Genomic DNA, 20,229 nt, shown 5'->3' on the forward strand with positions numbered 1-20,229 from the left:
GGCATTCCTATCTGAGGGCTCCGCTGACCCGCCCTTCCCGGCTGGTTCCAGCCTTCCCTCCCCAGCATTCAGCCCCTCAGACTTGCGGCCATCATGTCCTCCATCATTTCCGTCGCCAATTTGTCGAAGACCTATGGGTCCGGCTTCAAGGCGCTCAACAACGTCAATCTCGACATCAAGCCCGGCGAAATCTTCGCATTGCTCGGTCCCAACGGCGCCGGCAAGACCACGCTGATCTCGATCATCTGCGGCATCGCCAATCCGAGCGAAGGCAAGGTTCTGGTCGGCGGCGAGAACATCCAGACCTCCTATCGCAAGGCGCGCTCGCTGATCGGGCTGGTACCGCAGGAATTGCATACCGATGCCTTCGAGAGCGTGTGGGCGACCGTGAGCTTCTCCCGCGGCCTGTTCGGCAAGCCGAAGAATCCTGCGCATATCGAGAAGGTGCTGAAGGACCTCTCGCTGTGGGACAAGAAGGACAGCAAGATCATCACGCTCTCCGGCGGCATGAAGCGCCGCGTGATGATCGCGAAAGCGCTGTCGCACGAGCCGCAGATCCTGTTCCTGGACGAGCCCACCGCCGGCGTCGACGTCGAGCTGCGCAAGGGCATGTGGGAAGTGGTGCGCACGCTTCAGCAATCCGGCGTCACCATCATCCTGACCACGCATTACATCGAGGAAGCCGAGGAGATGGCCGACCGCATCGGCGTCATCAACAAGGGAGAGATCGTGCTGGTCGAGGACAAGGCCACCTTGATGCAGAAGCTCGGCAAGAAGCGGTTGACGCTGCATCTGCAAGGCAAGCTCGATGCTCTGCCGGAGAGCCTTGGCCAGTACGAGCTCGACCTCTGCGACGGCGGCGCGACGCTGGTCTACGACTACGACACCAAGGGCGAGCGTACCGGCATCACCAGCCTGCTCGGCGACCTCCGCATCGCCGGCATCCGCTTCAACGATCTCGACACGACCCAATCGTCGCTCGAGGACATCTTCGTCGACCTCGTGAGGGCGTCATGAACTACCGGGCTGTCCGCGCCATCTATCTGTTCGAAATGGCGCGTACCTGGCGCACGCTGCTGCAAAGCATCGTCTCGCCGGTGGTCTCGACCTCGCTATATTTCGTGGTGTTCGGCGCCGCGATCGGCTCGCGCATCAGCCAGGTCGAGGGCGTCAGCTACGGCACCTTCATCGTGCCGGGCCTGATCATGCTCTCGGTGCTGACGCAGAGCATCGCCAACGCCTCGTTCGGCATCTACTTCCCGAAATTCACCGGCACGATCTACGAGATCCTGTCGGCGCCGATCTCCTATTTCGAGATCGTGCTCGGCTATGTCGGCGCGGCCGCGACCAAGTCGATCATCCTCGGCCTGATCATCCTCGCCACGGCCGGCCTGTTCGTGCCGCTGCACATCCATCATCCGGTCTGGATGCTGGCATTCCTGGTGCTGACGGCGGTGACGTTCAGCCTGTTCGGTTTCATCATCGGAATCTGGGCCGACGGCTTCGAAAAGCTGCAGATGATCCCGATGCTGGTGGTGACGCCGCTGACGTTCCTCGGCGGCAGCTTCTATTCCATCGACATGCTGCCGCCCGCCTGGCACACGGTGGCGCTGCTCAATCCGGTCGTCTATCTGATCTCCGGCTTCCGCTGGAGCTTTTACGAGATCGCCGATGTCAGCGTGTCCGTCAGCGTCGGCATGACGACGGCGTTCCTGATGATCTGCCTGGTCCTGATCTGGTGGATTTTCCGGACGGGGTATCGGTTGAAGAATTGACCCTGGCCGTCATTCCGGGGCGCGCGCGCCCCGGAATCGCCAGCGGCTACCGATAGCAGTGGAAGCGGTGGTACCCGTCGTAATAGCCGCGGCAGCGTCGATGGCCGCGATGGGGAATGCCGAACACACCCTCGACCGCGCCAACGGCACCGCCGACACCGGCGCCGACGACGCCTCCGACTGCACCGCCCACCGGGCCGGCAATACGATTGCCTTCATAGGAGCCTTCCTGGGCGCCGCGCACGATACCCTGGGCGTGGCCAGCTTGCGGCAGCGACAATAGCGCGAGGAGGATGGCGGCGGCTGCGAGCAGCAGGCGGAGGGGCAGACCCGCCGGGAATGACGCGGCGGCGATGCGGGCTTTGTTCATCTTCGATCCCAAGGAAAATATAAAGGGTAACGGCGGCGGGCGCCGCCAGTCGAGCGTGGCCACAGTCAACGCACCGAGCGGCCAAATGGTTGCGCCATTGTGACGAATTGTCGGCGTTGTGAACGCATCCCCGCTCGCGAAAATGTCAGCACCGCCGCTGGCTTTGCGGCACAAAGCGGCCTTGCTTACGCCGGGCGTCCCGTTAACGATGGGCGAGGCAGGCCGCTGGAACGAAAGCCGGATTGCAGGCATAGTGCACGCCGGGGACGGAGAGCCGCGGCGCCTAGCGTGAACAGGCCGGAGGCCAGAAGTCAGATGCGTTCGTTCTTTATTGTATTCACCTCGCTGATGCTTTTGACCGCGGGCACCGCGCAAGCCAAGGTCGAGATCACCATCGACAAGGACAATCAGCAGATGACCGTCGCCGTCGACGGCGTCGCCCGCTACCACTGGCCGGTGTCGACAGGCATCCCCTCGCGCGAGACGCCAAACGGCGCGTTCCGCACCTTCCGCATGGAAGAGGATCACTACTCCAAGGAATTCGACGACGCGCCGATGCCGCACGCGATCTTCTTCACCAAGGTCGGGCATGCCATCCACGGCACGGACTCGGTCGGCCGGCTCGGCTCGCCCGCCTCCCACGGCTGCGTACGGCTGTCGCGCCAGAATGCCACGACGCTCTACGCGCTGGTGCAGCAGCAGGGCGTGCTCAACACAACGGTGACGCTGACAGGATCGGCGCAGGTGGCGCTTGCGCGCAATCCGCGCGGCCGCAACCCCACAGCGGTGGCCCGCGCGCCGCAACCGGCCGAAGAGCAGTACGCCACATCAGGCGATCCCGTGAACCTGACGCCGCCGGCCGCACCCGCCCGCCGCTACATGCCGCAGGACGACAATTACATCTATCCCGCCGACGGCAGCGACAACGGCGCGCGCTATCCCGCGCCGCGCGCGACGAGCCGCCCGCTCTACGACGCGCAGGTCTATCAGCAACAGCCGCAGCAATACTACAATCAGGGCAACGGCCAGCAGGGCAACTACTACCAGCCGCAGCCCCGGCAGGTTTATCAGCCGCGCGGCTATTACTACCAGAACTGACGCTATCTGAACGCGGCGTTGCCGCGCTCGACGATTTTTCGCGCAGCTTGGACGAAGGCACGGGCGACCGGCTCGAGGAGCTCGGGCCCGGTCGCGGCGAGATCGTCCGACGGCGTGTGGAAAGTCCGATGGCGGCCGGCCACGCCGAGGAAATTGGCGTACCCCGCCGCATGCACATCGCGCAGTTCGCCGACCGCCTGCTTCTCCGTCACCAGCCGTTTCGCGTCGACCTTGGCGAAGGCTTCATCAGTCAGCGCGACGGCGGATTTGCTCAGCACGAGATAACGCTCCTCCTCAGGCCGATCGGAGCGGGCGCCCTCCGCGAAGGGGTAGCAGGCGTTCGATGAGCCGAAGTGAATCCACGCCAGTGTTTCCTTCGGCGCCGGCGCTCCGTTCTTCAGGAACAGCTCCATGCCGCCATGGCCGATCTCATGGCCGGCGGTCGCGATGAAGACGACATGCGCCGGCCATTTTTCGGCAGCGACCGTGCGCGCCAGCGCAAGGAAGTTGGAAATGCCGGGGCCACGTTCGCACACGCAGCCAAGCACGACGGGCTGGGATCTGACCTCGAATCCGGCGGCCTTGAGCTCGGCGGCGATCCACTCGCCGGTGGCGCGATCGCCGGGCGAACCGAACCGGTGCAGACCGAAGGACGCGTAACGCGTCACGTCTTCATAGAGGCTCGCACCCGAATGCACATCCTTGGCTGCCGCCTGCCCGGCCATAAGAACCGCCATGATCGCGATGAACATATGCCGCATGTGGGTTGCTCCCGGTGCCGATCATTTTTTCTTGGAGGCCAGTTTCGGCCCTCCGCGGCCGTCATCAACCGCCCTCGACGAATCAAATCACTGCGGCGCTGGATGGACGCAGGCAGGATCCGACAGGAACCGCGGGGACAGAAGCGCCTCGCAATCGGGCCCAAGCGCGGAAAGCGCGCCAGCCTGTGCACGGATTGAGCACTCGGACGACGCAGGAAAGCAACAGTCCCCAACCTTCAACGCTGCGGCGTTCCGGCCAAATTGACAACCAGTAGGTCGCCCGTATTGTCGTTCTGATTGTTTCTGGGACATGACATGACACGCGAGCAGATTTCGGATTTCTGCGTTACCGCCCTGGCGAATATCCTGCGAATTTCGAGGGACCGAGTTGACATCGGCACGAAATTCAATCGTCTCGGCCTCGATTCGGCGATGTTGGTCTACCTGATGATGGAACTCGAGGAGAAGCTCGACCTCGAACTGTCGACGGACGACTTTTACGACCATCCGACCGTTGAGGCCTTGTCGCGATTTCTCGCTGACAAGCGTGCAATCCGCCCCGCCGCCTGAGGGCGCTGAAGCCGGCGCAATCCACATGGAAACCTTCCGCTCGCTGGTGGCACTGCTGGCCCGGCGTGCGGCGGAGCAGGCCGACGACCGTGCCTATGTCTTCGTCTCCGATCGCGGGACGGAGGAAGCTGTGCTCACCTTCCGCCAGCTGCATGACTCCGCATCCACGCTTGCGTCGCGCCTGACCGCGGCCGCACGGCCCGGCGACCGCGCCATCCTGGTGTTTCCGCCGGGCATCGAATTCATGGTGGCGTTCTTCGGCTGCCTGATGGCCGGCATCATCGCCGTGCCGATGATGATGCCGCGGCGAAACAGCGCGCGCGATGCCAGCGCCGCCATCCTCGCCAATTGCACGCCGGCGCTGGCCCTGACCAATTCGGCCGTCGCGCTCCGTGGTGAACTGAGAGCACGCTTCGCGCAGGAGAACATTCGCTGGATCGAGGTCGATCTCGCGGTGGCCGACGGTGAGCCATTCGAACTTCCCGCGCCTGACGACACCGCCTTCCTGCAATATACCTCCGGCTCTACTTCCGAGCCCAAAGGCGTGATGGTGAGCCACGCCAATCTGCTCGCCAATCTCGAGATGATCCGGATCGCGCTCGGCAACACCCGGCAATCGACTTACGTCAATTGGGTGCCGCTCTATCACGACATGGGGCTGATCCTGAACGCGCTGCAAGCACTCTATGTCGGCGCGACCTGCGTGCTGATGGCGCCGAACGCGTTCATGCAGCGGCCTCTCGGCTGGCTGCGCGCGATCTCGCACTATCGCGCGGAAGTCGCGTGCAGCCCGAACTTCGGCTTCGACCTCTGCGTCAACCGCTTCCGCGCCGATCAGATGGAGGGCATCGACCTGTCCTCGCTCAGGATCGCGCTGAACGGCGCAGAGCCGGTGCATGCGGGAACCATCGAACGGTTCATCCAGACATTCGCGCCGCACGGCTTCGATCCGCGCGCGATGTATCCCGCCTACGGCATGGCGGAAGCGACGCTCCTGATTTCCGGCGGACACCGCGGCGACGGTCATGTCACACGCAGCGTGAGCCGCACGGCGCTTCAGGCGCACGCGGCGGAGACGCCTTCCGATGCGGAGGACACGCAAGTCGCCGTCGGCTGCGGGCGCGCACTCACCGGAGAGCGGATCGCCATCGTGAACGCGGACGACCGCACCCGCCTGCCCGCCGACCGCGTCGGTGAGATATGGGTGAATGGCGCCAATATTGCCCGCGCCTATTGGCGCAACGACGAGGCGACGCGCGAGGGGCTCAATGCGCAGATTGCCGGCGAAGGCGGGCCGTGGCTGCGCACAGGCGACCTCGGCTTCGTCGACGTCACAGGCGAACTGTTCGTCACGGGTCGGATCAAGGACCTCATCATCATCCGCGGCATCAACCATTATCCGCAGGACGTCGAGCGCACCGTGCAATCGCTCGACGGAGCTTTGCGCGAAAACTGCGGCGCGGCGTTCTCGGTGCAGGACGAGAGCGGCGAAGAGACGCTCGTCATCGTCCAGGAGATCGAGCGCACCGCGCGCCACTCGATCGACACCGACGCGATCAAGGGCCTGATCCGCGAGGCTGTCGCCGACCACCACGAGCTCTCCGCGCGCCACATCGCGCTGATCCGTCCCGGCGCGCTGCCGAAGACCACCAGCGGCAAGATCCAACGCAAGCTGGCGCGCAGGCTCTGGTTCGACGGTGGCTTCGAGGGGATCGGCTGAGCCGGCTCAGAAATCGATCTTCGCACCCTCCCCGTCGCGCAGGCTCGCTGCGATTCCCTGCTCGAGCTTGCGCGCGAGGATCGCGCGGTAGTGGATGAAGTCGGCAAAATTGGAGCGGTCGCGCGTGAGATCGTTATCGACGCGATAGCTGATGAAATTGCTGCGCGGCCGGCCCGCGACCACCTGTTTCAGCGCGGCGTCGCAGGCGCTGCGCTCCAGGGCGATTTCCGTACCGGGCTTCGGCACCGTGGTTGCGAGGGTCGGCGGCACGATGATCACGACGGGCACATCGGCCGGCAATGTCCTGACGGTATCTGCCAGCACAGCGATCTCGGGAAATGTCGCCCGCATCCCGGCGGACAAGGACGGCGCCGGATCCCTGGGCCAGCCGACTTCCTTGAATTGGCCCGGCGGCCAGATGTCCTCGTAGCTGACAAAGCCGTCGGGGTTCATCCGTGGTCGCCGGCCCAGCCCGATACTGATCCGCTGAAAAGCCTGCTCGATCGCCTGCCAGGAGATCAGACGTGCAGCGTAAGTGACGACGCTTCTGTCATAGAGCCAGTCGGGAAACGGGACGCCGCCGACCTCCTTCGCCCGCGCATGCTCGCACCAGCCGGGGTCGGCCACGATCACCAGTGCGCCGACCTCCCGGTGATTGCGGAGGAAGAAGTCCAGCACCGCAAGCTCCTGGCGGGGAAACGCGCCGGTCATGTAGAGCTGCACGAATCGCAGGCCGGTCGCACGCGACAATTCCGTCGGCTCGATCATCTGCGCTGTCGAATTGCCCAGGATGGCAGCATTGAAATCCGGATTCCTGGCGCGGCTCGCGGCCGTGATTTGGGTGAGCCGATTGTCGACGCCGTCGATGCCGAGCAGGCCGAGCTTGCCGCTGTCATAGGGATCGACCGCCACCATCAGTGCGAGCACCAGCAGCGCAGCGCCGATCAGCGTGCCCAGGCACGCGAGCAGGCTCCGGCCCCAGCCGGGGTCGGTCTCAGAACTTGAAGTAGACGAAGTCATGGAGATCCCGACCACCCATGTGGAGCAGCAATGCGAATAGCCCAAGACCGAGCAGACCCGCGAGCCACGGATTGGGACGGCGCGTGAGCACCGCCACGATGTCCTGGCTCGCCGGCAGCAGGAAGGCGAAGAGCGGCGCTGCAATCAGCGGCCACAAATGCTTTCCGCGCTCGAGCGGCAGCGGCGAAACCAGTCCGGCAAAGACATGCCAGGCCGCTTCCACCGATCCCGCACGGAAGATCACGCCGGTCGCGAGCACGAACAGCACGGTAAGCGCCCAGCCGAGCGATGACGGCAAATCCGGGCCATAGCGGCGCCACAGCGTGCAGGCGACCAGCGCAAGCCCGTGCAGCACGCCCCACAGCACGAAGGTCCAACTCGCGCCGTGCCAGAGGCCGCACAGCGCCATCGTGATCATCATCGCGGCGAAAAACTGGACGGGAAGCCAGCGCCGCGGCAGCAGGCGCAGATTGACCAGCGGATAGAACACGTAATCGCGCAGGAACAGCATCAGGGTGATGTGCCAGCGCTGCCAGAAATCCTGGATGTTGGTCGAGCGCAGCGGCGCATTGAAATTGTACGGCAGCTGCACGCCGAACAGCAGGCCAAGGCCGATCGCGATGTCGGAATAGCCGGAGAAATCGAACAGTATCTGGAAGGAGAAGCAGAAGGTGAGCCAGGCATCGCCGCTCGGGAGCGGCCCGTTCGCTGCCTGGGTGTAGATGGGATCGAGCAGATGCGCGATGCCGTCGGCGATCACGACTTTCTCGAACAGGCCGATCGCAATGAAGCAGGTCGCGACGCAGAACTGACGCTGCCAGCCCGGCACGTAGACCTGCCTGCCGAACTGATGCATCACCTCCGACCAGCGCGCCAGGGGGCCGGCGATCGCCTGCGGGAAGAAGGCGATGTAGAGCGCGTAGCGGTCGAGCGCATAGAGCGGCGCCCTGCCGCGCTTCAGATCGACCAGATACATGATGTGGTGGAAGGTGAAGAAGGAGATGCCGAGCGGCAGCCCGATGTTGAGCGCCGGCAGCGTCGTACCGAGCACGAGGCCGAGATTGGCGAGAAGGAAGTTGGCGTATTTGAACAGCGCCAGCACCGCGAGATCGAGCACGATCACGAGCGTCAGCAGCGTCGGCCACTTCACGCGCCCATAGGCGACCGAGGCAAGCCAATTGATCGCGATCGAGCCGATCAGGAGCAGGATGAAGGACGGGCTGCCCCAGGCATAGAAGGCGAGCGACAGCGCGACCTGCACGCCGATGCGCAAATGCGGATAGGGATCGGCCAGGCGGTAGGTCAGCAGCGCCGCCGGCAGGAAGACCAAGAGAAAGGGATAGTCGTTGAACAGCATCGGTTCAAAGCTGAGCCATCGCCGGCGTTGCGCCGGCCGATGATGCTCAGCCCGTTTCCAGGTCGGGCGTCGCCTCGCCCGGCTGCCGCGACATGCGCCGGGCGATCTTCTCCTCGCTGGGCACCTTGACGTCCCAGGCTAGTCCGAGCGCTTCCAGTGCGCGGATGAAGATAAAGCCGGGATCGAACTCGAACCAGCGCAGGCCGAAGGCCGCGGAATACGGAAAGGCATGGTGATTGTTGTGCCAGCCCTCGCCCCAGGCGAGCCAGGCCATCACGCCGAGATTCCTGCTGCTGTCGTCACGGGTGACGAAGGGCTGCGCGCCAAAGCTGTGCATGACGGAGTTGATGGCGGACATGGTCTGCTCGACCGCGAACATGCGCACCACGCCGCCCCAGAGCAAGCCGGTCAGCGCGCCCCACAGGCTCATGGTGGCAAGGCCGCCGATCGCGGCCGGCAGCACCAAGCCGAGACCGACCCACGTGTAATAGTAGCTGTTGACGGCAACCAGCCTGCGATCCGCCATCAGATCCGGGACATAGTGCGCGACGTTGGGATAATCGTGCGCGATCATCCAGGTCAGGTGCGCGTGCAGGAAGCCGCGCAGGCGGCCGAACGGGCCGTCGCCATGCAGCCGCGGCGAATGCAGATCGCCATCGTGATCAGACAATTCATGATGCCGGCGGTGCATTGCCGCCCAGGACAGCATGGGACCGCGGCCCGCCATCGATCCCATCACGGTCAGGATCGCGCTCATTGCCGTAGAGGTCGCGAAGGCGCGGTGGGTGAAGAGGCGGTGATAGCCGACGGTGAGGCCGAGGCCGGTGACCAGCCAAAAGCCGACGAACAGGCCGAGCTCCATCGCGCCGATCGGGCGGTAGAACAGAAGGGCCAGCGCCACCAGCGTGCCGGCCAAGGGCAAAACGTCGAAAAGGATGAAATGCCGCCGCTGCATCCGATGAAAATGCCGGCTGCGGATAATGCGGTGATCGCGTTTCTGTTGCACGTCGGGATTCCAGGGCAGCTTCCATGAGTACATACCCGCTGGGCGAGCGCAACCCAAGCCACCCCCCAAGGTTTCAACAGGCGCGAAAGCCTATAGAATGGATCCGCCGCGCCGAAATGCGTTCAGATTCGGCCCTTTTCCGCTTGCCCTGCGAGCCACCATGCCATCACGTGCTGCGACAATCTTGACCGTGCTGTTACTTCTCGTTGCGGGAAAGGCCATGGGATCTGATTCGGGATTTGATTCGGGATTCGACCTCGAGGCCCATCGCGGCGGCCGGGCACTGTTGCCGGAAAACACTCTTCGGGCCTTCGCCAATGCGCTGTCGATGGGCGTGGGCACGCTGGAGCTCGACGTCGGCATTACCGCCGACGGCGAGGTCGTCGTCTCGCATGAGCGCGGGCTGAATCCCGATCTGGCGCGGGATGCGAGCGGCACCTATGTCGCCCCGCCCGGCACGCCTTTCGCAAGATTGCGTTTCGCCGAGGTCAGAACCTACGACGTCGGCCAGATCCGGCCAGACAGCCCTTACGCCAAGCAATTCCCCAACCAGCGCGCCGTGCCCGGGACACGCATTCCGACCTTGAGCGAGTTGTTCACGCTGGTGCGCAAATCCGGCAACACGCGCGTGCGCTTCAACATCGAGACCAAGATCGATCCGAACCATCCGGACGAGACGCTCGATCCGCAAGCTTTCGTCACCAAGCTGCTTGGGCTGATCGAAGCCGAAAAATTCTCCTACCGCGTCATGATCCAGTCGTTCGACTGGCGAACCCTGCAGCTCGTCCAGCAGCGGGCACCGAAGATGCCGACGGTGTACCTGACGCTCCAGCGCGGCTCGGGCCAGACGGTGGCGCTGGACAAGGCGACCAACTGGACGGCGGGATTCAGCCCGGCCGACCACGGCGGCTCGCTGCCGCGAACGATCAAGGCTGCGGGCGGCGCGATCTGGTCGCCCTATTTCGGCGATGTGACCACAGCGCTCGTCTCGGAGGCGCACGGGCTCGGGCTGCGCGTCGTGGTCTGGACCGTCAACAAGCCGGAAGACATGGCGCGCATGATCGAGATCGGCGTCGACGGCATCATCTCCGACAAGCCTGACCTGCTGCGACAGGTCGCGGGCGAGAAGGGAATTGCGTTGCCCGCGGGGACACCGGTGGAGCCGTAGAAGCGGCCCCTACTCCCCGTCCCGCAAACGCCGGTACAGCGCGCCCAGAATATTGGAGTAATCGTCGGTCCAGACCCGCACCCTGTCGTCAGCTTCGGTCTGCTCCCAAACTTTCGACGATGCGAGCCTGCCGACATCTTCCTCCTCGCGGGCGGAGATGACGACGTCGGTCGAGAAGATGTAGTCACCATCGCGGCCGGAATCCTCGTTGTAGACCCAGCTCTTGAGATCGTTGGCGTCGGCGATGCCGACCACGACGGTCTCGAGATCGAGGTGCCGGTTGGAGACGTGCATCACCACGGCGCCGTGCGGAGCGAGCTTGTCCTTGTAGATCTTCATCGCCTCTTCGGTCGCAAGATGGATCGGGATGGCATCCGACGAATAGGCATCGACGATAATGAGATCGTAGGCACCGTCGGGCTCCTTCGCGAAGGTGAGGCGGGCATCGCCGATCACCGGCTTCAAATCCGGCAGGCAACTCGAGATATAGTGGAAATTCTTCGGATCACGGGCGGCATCGACCATGGACTGATCGATCTCGAAGAATGTCCAGCTCTCGCCGGGCTCGGCGGCGCAGGCGAGCGTGCCCGATCCGACGCCGATCGCGGCGACCTTCAGCGGCACGCCCTTGCGTTCCCGGATCGCGCTGACGGCCTGACCGATGCCGCCGTCCTTGTGATAATAGGTGATCGGTTCGGGCCGCCCGGTGACCGGCGTGCCGTCATTGTTGAGGAAGCGCTCGGCGCCGTGGATCGTGGTACCGTGCATCAAGACGTGGAAATAGCCGCCGGGCGTCACCACGATCTTGTGCACGCCGAAGAAGCTGCGCACCGTGGTGACACGGCCTTCGTCCGCCGGATAAATGCGGATCAGCGCCAGCGCCAGCGCGACGGTGGCGAAGATCTTCCAGCGGCCGGCGTTGACCGCCAGGACCAGCAACGCGGCGAGCACGCCGACGCTACCGGCCACCCAGACGCGGTGATCCTCGAACCAGGCCGACAGCCCCCCCGCCGTAATGGACGGCGCAACGAGCACGACGGCGAGCGCGGCCAGCGCCAGCCAGTACCATTTGACGATGCCCGCCAGCCGCTCGCTCGCGGGCGGCCGGCACAGCGCGGCAAGCGCAACCAGGATCGGATATTCGGCGATCCAGGAGAAGGTAAAGGGCGCAACGAGCCCTGCAAACAGGCCGCCGACCATGCCGCCGAACGACAGCGCGACATAGAATCCGGTGAGATATCTGGCGGCCGGCCGGGTCCGCGCCAGTTCGCCGTGGCAGGCCATGGCGATGACGAAGAAGCACAATTGATGGCCGCCAAGCGTCAGCAGAAGGTTCTGTTCGCCGCCGAACGCCAGCAGGAAGACAACGCCCGCGATCGCGACCGGCTGGAGCATCAGCATCCATTTGTGCGGCAGCAGCGGCCGCGACTGGAACACCACCACCCAGGTCAGGAGGTACAGCGACAGCGGCAGCACCCACAGCAATGGCGCCGCCGCAACGTCGGTCGAGATGTGCGCGGTGACGGCGATGAGCAGACCGGACGGCACTCCAGCGAGAAAGATCCAGCGCAGCCGGGTCAGGAAACCCGGCGCCGGGGCATTCAGATCCTCGGTTCGCGCATCGACCATTGCGAGCTTCGGCGAGCGCAATAACAGCACACCGCATGCGGCGATCAGGAGGATCAGAATGCCATAACCGCCGGTCCAGAGCCGGTTCTGCGTGTGCAGCGTGAACATTGGCTCCAGCAGGAACGGATAGGATAGCAGGGCGAGGAAGCTGCCGATGTTGGAGGACGCATAGAGGAAATATGGATCGTGTCCGGCAGGATGCCCGGTGCGGGCGAACCAGGCCTGCAACAACGGATTGTTGGCGGCGAGCGCGAAGAACGGCAGCCCGATCGAGATCACGAACAGGCCGAGCAGCCAGATCGCGTAGCCCGAAGCGGGCGGATCGCCATAGGCGGAGGCGATGCCGAGCGGCAACGTGACGAACGCCGCAATCAGTAGCAGGAGATGCACCAGCACCGGAACGATGCGGTTCCTCACCTGCATCAACAAATGCGCATAGGCGTAGCCCGCCAGCAGCAGCGACTGGAAGAACACCATCGCCACCGACCACACCGCCGGCGAGCCGCCGAGCCGCGGCAGCACCATTTTCGTGAACAGCGGCTGCACCGAGAACAGCAGTAGGGCGCTGACGAAGATCGCGGCGGTGTAGACCGTCAGCAGCAACCGGTTGCGTGACGAGGACGGCTGCTCCGTGGCGGCGGGTTGCACGATCGAATCCATGGAAGCTCCAGCAAGAACGTTTTCCAGCGAAATGGGCACCGCTTCGTGCGCGAAAACGCGTCGGATTACTCCTCCGGCGGGCACCGGACGCGCGCAATGGAGCACAAGGCGCCTGAACGGGCAATAAAGGGTCTCGTGATGTTGCAGCGGGAAATGCTTGATATACAGATGTCATTCCGAGCCTGGTCGTTCAGACCGTCCCGGAATGAACGTGGAACAGCTTGGCGCCTTCATGATCGAAACCGACGTCATCATCATTGGCGCTGGCCATAACGGCCTGACCTGCGCGGCCTATCTCGCGATGGCCGGCTTGCGCGTGCGCGTGGTCGAGCGCCGCAAGGTGGTCGGCGGGGCCGCGGTCACGGAGGAGTTTCATCCCGGCTTCCGCAATTCGGTCGCGGCCTACACCGTGAGCCTGCTCAATCCGCAGGTGATCCGTGACCTCAAGCTGGCCGAGCAGGGCCTGCAGGTCGTCGAGCGGCGCGCGCAGAATTTCCTGCCCGCGCCCGACGGCAGTTATCTCCTCACCGGTGAAGGACGGACGAAGGCGTCCGTCGCACGGCTGAGCGCCCATGACGCAAACGCGCTCGACGGATTTTCGCGCGAGCTGGAAGATATCGCCGACGTGCTCAGGCAATTCGTGCTGCGCGCGCCGCCCAATATGCTCGACGGTTTTGGCGCGCCTGCGATCCGCGAGGCCGTGAATGCATTCCAGAGCGCCAACATCCTGCGCGGGCTGACGCTGGAGCAGAGCCGCAACCTGCTTGATCTCTTCACCCGATCGGCCGGCGAGATGCTGGACGAACGTTTCGAGCACGATCTGGTCAAGGCGCTGTTCGGCTTCGACGCCATCGTCGGCAACTACGCCAGCCCCTACGCCGCGGGCTCGGCCTATGTGATGCTGCATCACGCCTTCGGCGAGGTGAACGGCAAGAAGGGTGTCTGGGGCCACGCCATCGGCGGCATGGGCGCGATCACGCAAGCCATGGCGCGCGCCGCGCGCGACCGCGGCGTTGTGATCGACACCGATGCGGGCGTGCGCGAGGTCATCGTCGAGCGCGACCGCGCGGTCGGCGTGGCGCTGGAGAACGGGACGACCATCCGCGCGAAATATGTCGCGGCCAGCGTCAATCCGAAGTTGCTCTATACGCGGCTGATCGCCGCCGATGCCCTGCCCCAAAAGTTCCTCGACCGCATCCGGCACTGGAAGAACGGGTCCGGCACCTTCCGCATGAACGTCGCGCTGGACCGTCTGCCCTCCTTCACGGCGCTGCCAGGCGACGGCGATCATCTCACCTCGGGCATCATCCTGGCTCCGAGCCTCGGCTACATGGACCGCGCCTTTCTCGATGCCCGCGCGCACGGCTGGAGCCGAGAGCCTGTCGTGGAAATGCTGATCCCCTCGACGCTCGACGAGACCCTCGCACCCGCAGGGCAACATGTCGCGAGCCTGTTCTGCCAGCATGTCGCGCCGGAGCTTCCCGATGGAAAGTCGTGGGACGACCATCGCGACGAGGTGGCCGACCTCATGATCGCGACGGTGGACAAATACGCGCCGGGTTTTGCGACAAGCGTGCTCGGCCGCCAGATCCTGTCACCGCTCGACCTTGAACGGCAGTTCGGCCTGTTGGGAGGCGACATATTCCACGGCGCGCTGACGCTGAACCAGCTGTTCTCGGCGCGGCCGATGCTGGGCCACGCCGATTATCGCGGGCCGCTGAAGGGCCTTTATCACTGCGGCTCCGGCGCCCACCCCGGCGGCGGCGTCACCGGCGCCCCCGGCCACAACGCCGCGCAGGCGATCCTGAGGGATCACCGCTCGTTGTTCGGAAGCCGTGGATAGGCCTGTGGACGAGCTGTGGACAGGCTGTTGGTAGCGCGGTGAAAGAGCGGTGGGTTGCCCGTCTCGGCCCGCCGGGCCAAGCCGGGCACAAGTCGGTGGAAAATCTGGCGATGAGTACGGGATAAGGCCGTGGACAATGTCCGGAGAACGAGCGGATAGCCTGTGGGCATCTCCTTCGAAAACCAGTCTCCAGAACGACTTCGCCCGCCAGGGGCAATCCCCCGACGGGCGCTGATCGAAATCAGTCTTATGAAGAAAGTAACGCCGCTGAAAAAGGGAGGCGGAAATTACTTCAAGGAGGTGCTAATCGAAGTGAACTTCTCGTTCATCGTGGTACCCAGGCTGTTCACCACTGTGATGATCGCCAGCGCGATACCGGCTGCGATCAGGCCGTATTCGATTGCGGTTGCACCCGAATCGTCGGACCAGAACTTCAAAATCATGCGCTTCAAGTTTCGCCTCCATTTCCATTTCAAGCTGTGTTGGTGGACCTCAACGTCCGGAAATATACGGAGCACAACCTGCGGTCGGGTTAACCCCAAGATTGCAAGTTGTGCGAAAAATTGCGAACAAAAGTTCCAAAAATTGAACCGGACAGAATCCTAGGATGCAGCCTTCCCCCACCCATCGCGCCAGCTTTTCGATCGGCAGCGAGATCGCCGCCAAGCGGGTTGTGGACGTGCTCAACGAGGTGTTTTTCGAGGGGGATGCGGCGGTCGCCGCCTTCGAGCAGCCGAACGGACAATGGGACGTCGCGCTGCATTTCGCGGACGCGCCGGACCAGGCATGGCTGCGCGAACTCATTGCAACTTCAGCAGGAATCGAGTTCGTGGACACGCTCGCCTTCGACACGATCGAGGCCAAGGACTGGGTCAAGGCGAGCCTGGAAGATCTCGTCCCGGTGCCGGCCGGGCGCTTCGTCGTTCATGGCAGCCACGACCGCGACCGCGTGGCGCCAAACAAGCTCGCCATCGAGATCGAGGCGGCCCTCGCCTTCGGCACCGGGCATCACGGCACCACGCGCGGCTGTTTACTGCTGCTTGACCATGTCCTGAAGAGCTCCCGGCCAAGGAACCTGCTCGACCTCGGCACCGGGACCGGCGTGCTGGGAATAGCGGCGGCGAAGGCGCTGCATCGCGCCGTGCTGGCCTCCGACATCGACCCGGCCTCGGTACGGGTAGCAGCCGAGAACGCCTCCCTGAATGAGGTTGGTCACCACGTGCGGCTGATCTGCGCCACCGGCTTCGCCGCGCCTGATTTTGGCAGATGCGGCCCCTTCGACCTGGTGCTGGCCAACATCCTTGCCAATCCGTTACGGCAATTGGCGGGCCCGATGACGGCCCACCTCGCGCCCGGCGGACGCGTCATCCTCTCCGGCCTGTTGACACACCAGGCCCCCGCCGTGATCGCCGCCTACCGCGCGCGCGGCCTCGTGCCGCTAAAGCATTTGCGGATCGAAGGGTGGAGCAGCCTGTTGCTGCGGAAGCTTTCGTAGGGTGGATTGGCGCTGCGTTCGGCGCCGCGCTACTTCGCAGGCTTCTCGTCACGGCGCGTCGATGCGCGCAACGCCCGCTTTGCGCGGCGTTCGGCGAAACGGTCGATCATCTGGCTGAGGAGGCCGCGCGGCTTCTTCGGTGTCGCCGCAACCGGGGCGCGGCGCACCGGCGGCGGAATCTTCTCAAACGTGAACGCTGGCATCGTGTGTCCCCTCGCCGTTGAGACGAACCACTTGCTCGAATTTCCCTGTTATCCGGACGAAGCGCAACTGCCGCATCCTGTACTCCACTCAATTCGAATGGAACTTGTTCAAGCACAGTCCATGCCAGATGCGGCCTCGAATGCGTCTACATTGCGGACTGATCGTCATGATCCTAAAGTGATCCACCATGTTCGAAGCGCATTTCCAGACATTCGAGGAGCCTGAGGCCGGCGTCGCATTGGCGGCCCGGCTGGCCATGCTCCGTGAAGAGCTCGCCCGCCGCAAGCTGACCGGCTTCGTGATCCCGCGCGCCGATCAGCAGCAAAATGAGTATGTGCCGCCCTCGGAAGAGCGTCTGGCCTGGCTGACCGGTTTTACGGGCTCAGCGGGCTTGGCGGTGGCGCTGACGCACGAGGCCGCATTGTTCGTCGATGGCCGCTACACGATCCAGGCGGCCAAGCAGGTCGATCCAAGGGCCTGGGCCGTGGAATCCCTGATCGATCCGCCGCCGGAAAGCTGGGTATCGGCACACCTGAAGGCAGGTGACCGCCTCGGATTTGATCCGTGGCTGCACACTTTTGCGGCAGCCGAGCGTTTGTCCGCCGCCTGCGCCAAGGCCGGCGCCGAGTTGGTCGCCGTCGACAGCAATCCGGTCGATGCGATCTGGCAGGACCGGCCGCAGCCGCCGATTGCGCCGGTCGCGGTACACGGGATGCAACATGCCGGCGTCACTGAAGCCGAGAAGCTGACACAGATCAGGAGCGAGATCGGCAAGCTCGGCACCGAGGCGCTGGTGCTGTCCGACAGCCATGCCGTGGCCTGGACCTTCAACATCCGCGGCGCCGACGTCGCGCATACGCCGCTGCCGCTGTCCTATGCCCTGGTGCCGAAGGAAGGACGGCCAACCATCTTCATCGACCACCGCAAGCTCTCCAATCTGACCCGCGACCATCTCGAGCAGTCCGCCGACGTGCGCGAGCCCGACGCGATGGCGCCGACGCTGATGGCGCTCGCCAAGAGCGGTGCATCGATCGCACTCGACAATGCGACTGCGGCCGACGCCCTCAGCCGGCTGATCACGGGCGCCGGCGGCAAGCCGGTGCGCGGCAGCGATCCGGTTGCGCTGCTCAAGGCGGTCAAGAACGCGACAGAGATCAAGGGCACGCAGACGGCGCACCGGCGCGACGCCGTGGCGCTGGCGCGCTTCCTCGCCTTCATCGACCGCGAGGCGGCAAGCGGCAAGCTCACCGAGATCGACGCGGTCGAGGCGCTGGAAACATTCCGCCGCGACACCGGCGCGCTGAAGGACGTGTCATTCCCGACCATATCAGGCACGGGCCCGAACGGTGCCATCGTGCACTACCGCGTCACCCGCAAAAGCAACCGGCGGATCGTCCCCGGCGATCTCCTGCTGATCGATTCCGGTGCGCAATATGAAGACGGCACCACCGACGTCACCCGCACCATGGCGGTCGGCGAGCCCACCGGCGAGATGCGCGACCGCTTCACGCGCGTGCTGCGCGGACACATCGCGATCGCACGCGCGATCTTTCCCGACGGCGCCACCGGCGCGCAGCTCGACACACTCGCGCGGCAATATCTCTGGGCCGCCGGCGTCGATTTCGAGCATGGCACCGGCCACGGCGTCGGCAGCTATCTCTCGGTGCACGAAGGACCGGCGAGGATTTCGAAGCTCGGCACCACACCGCTGAAGCGCGGCATGATCCTGTCCAACGAGCCCGGCTACTACAAGACCGACGGTTTCGGCATCCGCATCGAGAACCTCGAACTGGTGGTCGAAACCGACATCAAGGGCGCGGAGAAATCGATGAACGCGTTCGAGACGCTGACCCTGGCGCCGATCGACCGCCGGCTGATCGATGTCGGCATGCTGGGCAAGGACGAGCTCGACTGGCTCAATACCTACCACGCGCGTGTGAGGGCCGAGGTCCGGCCGGCACTGGACGAGGCGACGAAGGCCTGGCTCGATCAAGCGACGGCGGAACTAAAGGCGTAAGCGCGCCGTCCCGAAGCCCGCATGACACTAAGCGATTTGCGCAAGGCTGCTTTCGCAACGGACTCTCATTCTGGCGCGAACCGCGCCCAATTCGTCGCCATCGCGCTGTTATCATAACCGTCCCGGAATCCGTATAGCCGCATTCCGAAACGCCGATATCCGTCTTGCGCGAGCACGCTACAGTCCGATTCGAATTTCCACGAGACGGACACGCATGCACGGCATGATCAGCAAGCCGCCGGAAACGGCGAAGAACATCGCGACCTCGCGCCTGGTGTTGCTGCTGCTCGTCGTCATGACCGGGATCGCGCCGATCTCGCTCTATATGCTGGTTCCGGCGCTGCCGGTGCTGGCGACAACATTTGGCAGTGACATCTCGGTCGCGCAGATGACGGTGTCGCTCTACATGGTCGGCATCGCGCTGTCGCAACTCATCATGGGCCCGCTGTCGGACCGGTTCGGGCGACGCCCGGTGCTGCTCGGAGGACTGGCGCTGATGGTAGTCGCCAGCATCGCCTGCATCTTCGCGGAAACCCTGCCGCAGCTGATCGCCGCGCGCTTCTTCCAGGCGCTGGGCGGCGCCGCCGGCATGGTGGTGAGCCGCGCCATCATCCGCGACATCTACGCGCGTGATCGCGTCGCCTCGATGATCAGTCTCGTGATCGCGGCGCTGATGATCGGGCAGATGGTCTCCCCGCTCACAGGCGGCCTGATCGAGACCGCATTCGGCTGGCGCGCGATCTTCTACGTCATCACCATCGCCGCGATCATGGTCGCCGTCGGCATCGCGGTCGCGCTCCCGGAGACGCGCCGCACCCGCGCCGCCGGCGGCGGTTTTCGCGGCGACGTCGGCATTCTCATTCGCAACCGCGCCTTCGTCGGCTACGTGATGTGCCAGGTGCTGGCCTCGCAGATCATCTTCACCTTCGCCGGCGGCGGTCCCTACATCGTGGTGACGCAGATGGGCAGGACCAGCGCCGAATACGGCGCATGGTTTGCAACGACGGGCTTTGCGTATCTCGTCGGCAATCTGCTCTGCGTGCGCTTCGCGCCCAGGCATTCGCTGGAGAAGTTGATCTGGTTCGGCCTCGCGCTCCAGCTTTGCGGCAGCCTTTTGAACCTGCTCTGGAGCTTCACAGGCTGGAACGAGGCGCCGGCATGGCTGTTCGGCACGCAGATGATCGTGATGGCCGGCAATGCCTTCGTGATGGCGAACTCGGCCGCGGGCGCGATCAGCATCCGCCCGGAGGCCGCGGGTACCGCATCAGGCGCGATGGGCTTCCTCCAGCAAGGCATCGGCGCGCTGATGTCGCAGTTCGGCGCCTATCTCGGCGGCCATTCCGCGACCACGCTGCCGCTCACTTCCGCCGTGCTGGCAATCTCCCTGCTCTGCGCCTGCACGATGATCTTCCTCGTCCCCCGCCGCGAGGTCGTGGTGAGCGAGACCTTGATCGAGCAGGCGGAGGAGGAAGAGAGCGGGATGATGTGAGGGGCGGTATGCCCTCTCCCCGTCATTGCGAGCGAAGCGAAGCAATC

The 20,229-nt window shown here is 64.5% G+C and carries 18 protein-coding genes; 10 read left to right on the forward strand and 8 right to left on the reverse strand.

What is annotated here, in order from left to right; genetic code table 11:
* Positions 1-93: 93 nt before the first annotated feature.
* Positions 94-1,017 carry an ABC transporter ATP-binding protein gene (locus IVB27_RS07325; protein WP_247442494.1) on the forward strand — a complete coding sequence of 308 codons (924 nt, stop codon included), beginning with the start codon at positions 94-96 and terminating at the stop codon, positions 1,015-1,017.
* Positions 1,014-1,775, forward strand: a complete 762-nt coding sequence (locus tag IVB27_RS07330; RefSeq protein ID WP_247442496.1) for an ABC transporter permease — start codon at positions 1,014-1,016, stop codon at positions 1,773-1,775. Before IVB27_RS07325 ends, IVB27_RS07330 begins: the two co-directional genes overlap by 4 nt.
* A 46-nt stretch (positions 1,776-1,821) precedes the next feature.
* Here IVB27_RS07330 and IVB27_RS07335 read toward each other — a convergent pair whose 3' ends face one another.
* Positions 1,822-2,145, reverse strand: a complete 324-nt coding sequence (locus IVB27_RS07335) for a hypothetical protein (protein ID WP_247442498.1) — start codon at positions 2,143-2,145, stop codon at positions 1,822-1,824.
* 315 nt (positions 2,146-2,460) lie between these two features.
* Here IVB27_RS07335 and IVB27_RS07340 point away from each other — a divergent pair, with 315 nt between their 5' ends.
* The gene (locus IVB27_RS07340) at positions 2,461-3,243 is read left to right on the forward strand and encodes a L,D-transpeptidase (protein ID WP_247347684.1); all 783 of its coding nucleotides are present in this window, start codon (positions 2,461-2,463) and stop codon (positions 3,241-3,243) included.
* 2 nt (positions 3,244-3,245) lie between these two features.
* On the opposite strand, the gene IVB27_RS07345 is transcribed toward IVB27_RS07340, so the two are convergent.
* Complete coding sequence (locus tag IVB27_RS07345) at positions 3,246-4,004, reverse strand: hypothetical protein (protein ID WP_247442500.1); 759 nt, start codon at positions 4,002-4,004, stop codon at positions 3,246-3,248.
* A 315-nt stretch (positions 4,005-4,319) separates the two neighbouring features.
* On the opposite strand from IVB27_RS07345, the gene IVB27_RS07350 reads away from it, so the two are divergent.
* On the forward strand, positions 4,320-4,574 hold the full coding sequence (locus IVB27_RS07350; RefSeq protein ID WP_247347689.1) for an acyl carrier protein: 255 nt from the start codon (positions 4,320-4,322) through the stop codon (positions 4,572-4,574).
* A 25-nt stretch (positions 4,575-4,599) separates the two neighbouring features.
* On the forward strand, positions 4,600-6,294 hold the full coding sequence (locus IVB27_RS07355; protein WP_247442501.1) for a fatty acyl-AMP ligase: 1,695 nt from the start codon (positions 4,600-4,602) through the stop codon (positions 6,292-6,294).
* 6 nt (positions 6,295-6,300) lie between these two features.
* Here IVB27_RS07355 and IVB27_RS07360 read toward each other — a convergent pair whose 3' ends face one another.
* Genes IVB27_RS07360 through IVB27_RS07370 form a run of 3 tightly spaced genes read right to left on the reverse strand, consistent with a single transcriptional unit; the run spans position 6,301 to position 9,677 of the window.
* On the reverse strand, positions 6,301-7,314 hold the full coding sequence (locus IVB27_RS07360; RefSeq protein ID WP_247442503.1) for a hypothetical protein: 1,014 nt from the start codon (positions 7,312-7,314) through the stop codon (positions 6,301-6,303).
* Positions 7,289-8,671: an MBOAT family O-acyltransferase gene (locus IVB27_RS07365; protein WP_247442505.1), complete on the reverse strand. Its 1,383-nt coding sequence runs from the start codon at positions 8,669-8,671 to the stop codon at positions 7,289-7,291. Before IVB27_RS07365 ends, IVB27_RS07360 begins: the two co-directional genes overlap by 26 nt.
* Positions 8,672-8,717: 46 nt before the next feature.
* A complete protein-coding gene (locus IVB27_RS07370; protein WP_247442507.1) occupies positions 8,718-9,677 on the reverse strand; it encodes an acyl-CoA desaturase in 960 nt (319 codons plus the stop codon).
* A gap of 160 nt (positions 9,678-9,837) precedes the next feature.
* Between IVB27_RS07370 and IVB27_RS07375 the strand changes: the two genes are divergently transcribed.
* Positions 9,838-10,845, forward strand: a complete 1,008-nt coding sequence (locus IVB27_RS07375) for a glycerophosphodiester phosphodiesterase (protein WP_524536466.1) — start codon at positions 9,838-9,840, stop codon at positions 10,843-10,845.
* 9 nt (positions 10,846-10,854) lie between these two features.
* Here the strand turns inward: IVB27_RS07375 and IVB27_RS07380 are convergent, their stop codons facing one another.
* Positions 10,855-13,134: a spermidine synthase gene (locus tag IVB27_RS07380; RefSeq protein WP_247442516.1), complete on the reverse strand. Its 2,280-nt coding sequence runs from the start codon at positions 13,132-13,134 to the stop codon at positions 10,855-10,857.
* A 232-nt stretch (positions 13,135-13,366) separates the two neighbouring features.
* Between IVB27_RS07380 and IVB27_RS07385 the strand changes: the two genes are divergently transcribed.
* A complete protein-coding gene (locus IVB27_RS07385; RefSeq protein WP_247442913.1) occupies positions 13,367-14,977 on the forward strand; it encodes a phytoene desaturase family protein in 1,611 nt (536 codons plus the stop codon).
* A 287-nt stretch (positions 14,978-15,264) separates the two neighbouring features.
* Here the strand turns inward: IVB27_RS07385 and IVB27_RS07390 are convergent, their stop codons facing one another.
* Positions 15,265-15,420, reverse strand: coding sequence for a Flp family type IVb pilin (locus tag IVB27_RS07390; protein ID WP_456649783.1), 156 nt, complete (start codon positions 15,418-15,420; stop codon positions 15,265-15,267).
* A gap of 164 nt (positions 15,421-15,584) precedes the next feature.
* Here IVB27_RS07390 and IVB27_RS07395 point away from each other — a divergent pair, with 164 nt between their 5' ends.
* Positions 15,585-16,472: a 50S ribosomal protein L11 methyltransferase gene (locus tag IVB27_RS07395; protein ID WP_247442525.1), complete on the forward strand. Its 888-nt coding sequence runs from the start codon at positions 15,585-15,587 to the stop codon at positions 16,470-16,472.
* A 29-nt stretch (positions 16,473-16,501) separates the two neighbouring features.
* On the opposite strand, the gene IVB27_RS07400 is transcribed toward IVB27_RS07395, so the two are convergent.
* Positions 16,502-16,675 carry a hypothetical protein gene (locus IVB27_RS07400; RefSeq protein ID WP_247347708.1) on the reverse strand — a complete coding sequence of 58 codons (174 nt, stop codon included), beginning with the start codon at positions 16,673-16,675 and terminating at the stop codon, positions 16,502-16,504.
* Positions 16,676-16,863: 188 nt separating this feature from the next.
* Here IVB27_RS07400 and IVB27_RS07405 point away from each other — a divergent pair, with 188 nt between their 5' ends.
* Entirely contained in the window at positions 16,864-18,693 is a 1,830-nt protein-coding gene (locus IVB27_RS07405) for an aminopeptidase P family protein (RefSeq protein ID WP_247442526.1), read from the forward strand.
* 214 nt (positions 18,694-18,907) lie between these two features.
* Positions 18,908-20,182, forward strand: a complete 1,275-nt coding sequence (locus tag IVB27_RS07410) for a multidrug effflux MFS transporter (RefSeq protein WP_247442528.1) — start codon at positions 18,908-18,910, stop codon at positions 20,180-20,182.
* The last annotated feature ends 47 nt before the right edge of the window (positions 20,183-20,229 follow it).

The sequence above is a fragment of the Bradyrhizobium sp. 197 genome (assembly GCF_023073375.1).
GTDB lineage: Bacteria > Pseudomonadota > Alphaproteobacteria > Rhizobiales > Xanthobacteraceae > Bradyrhizobium.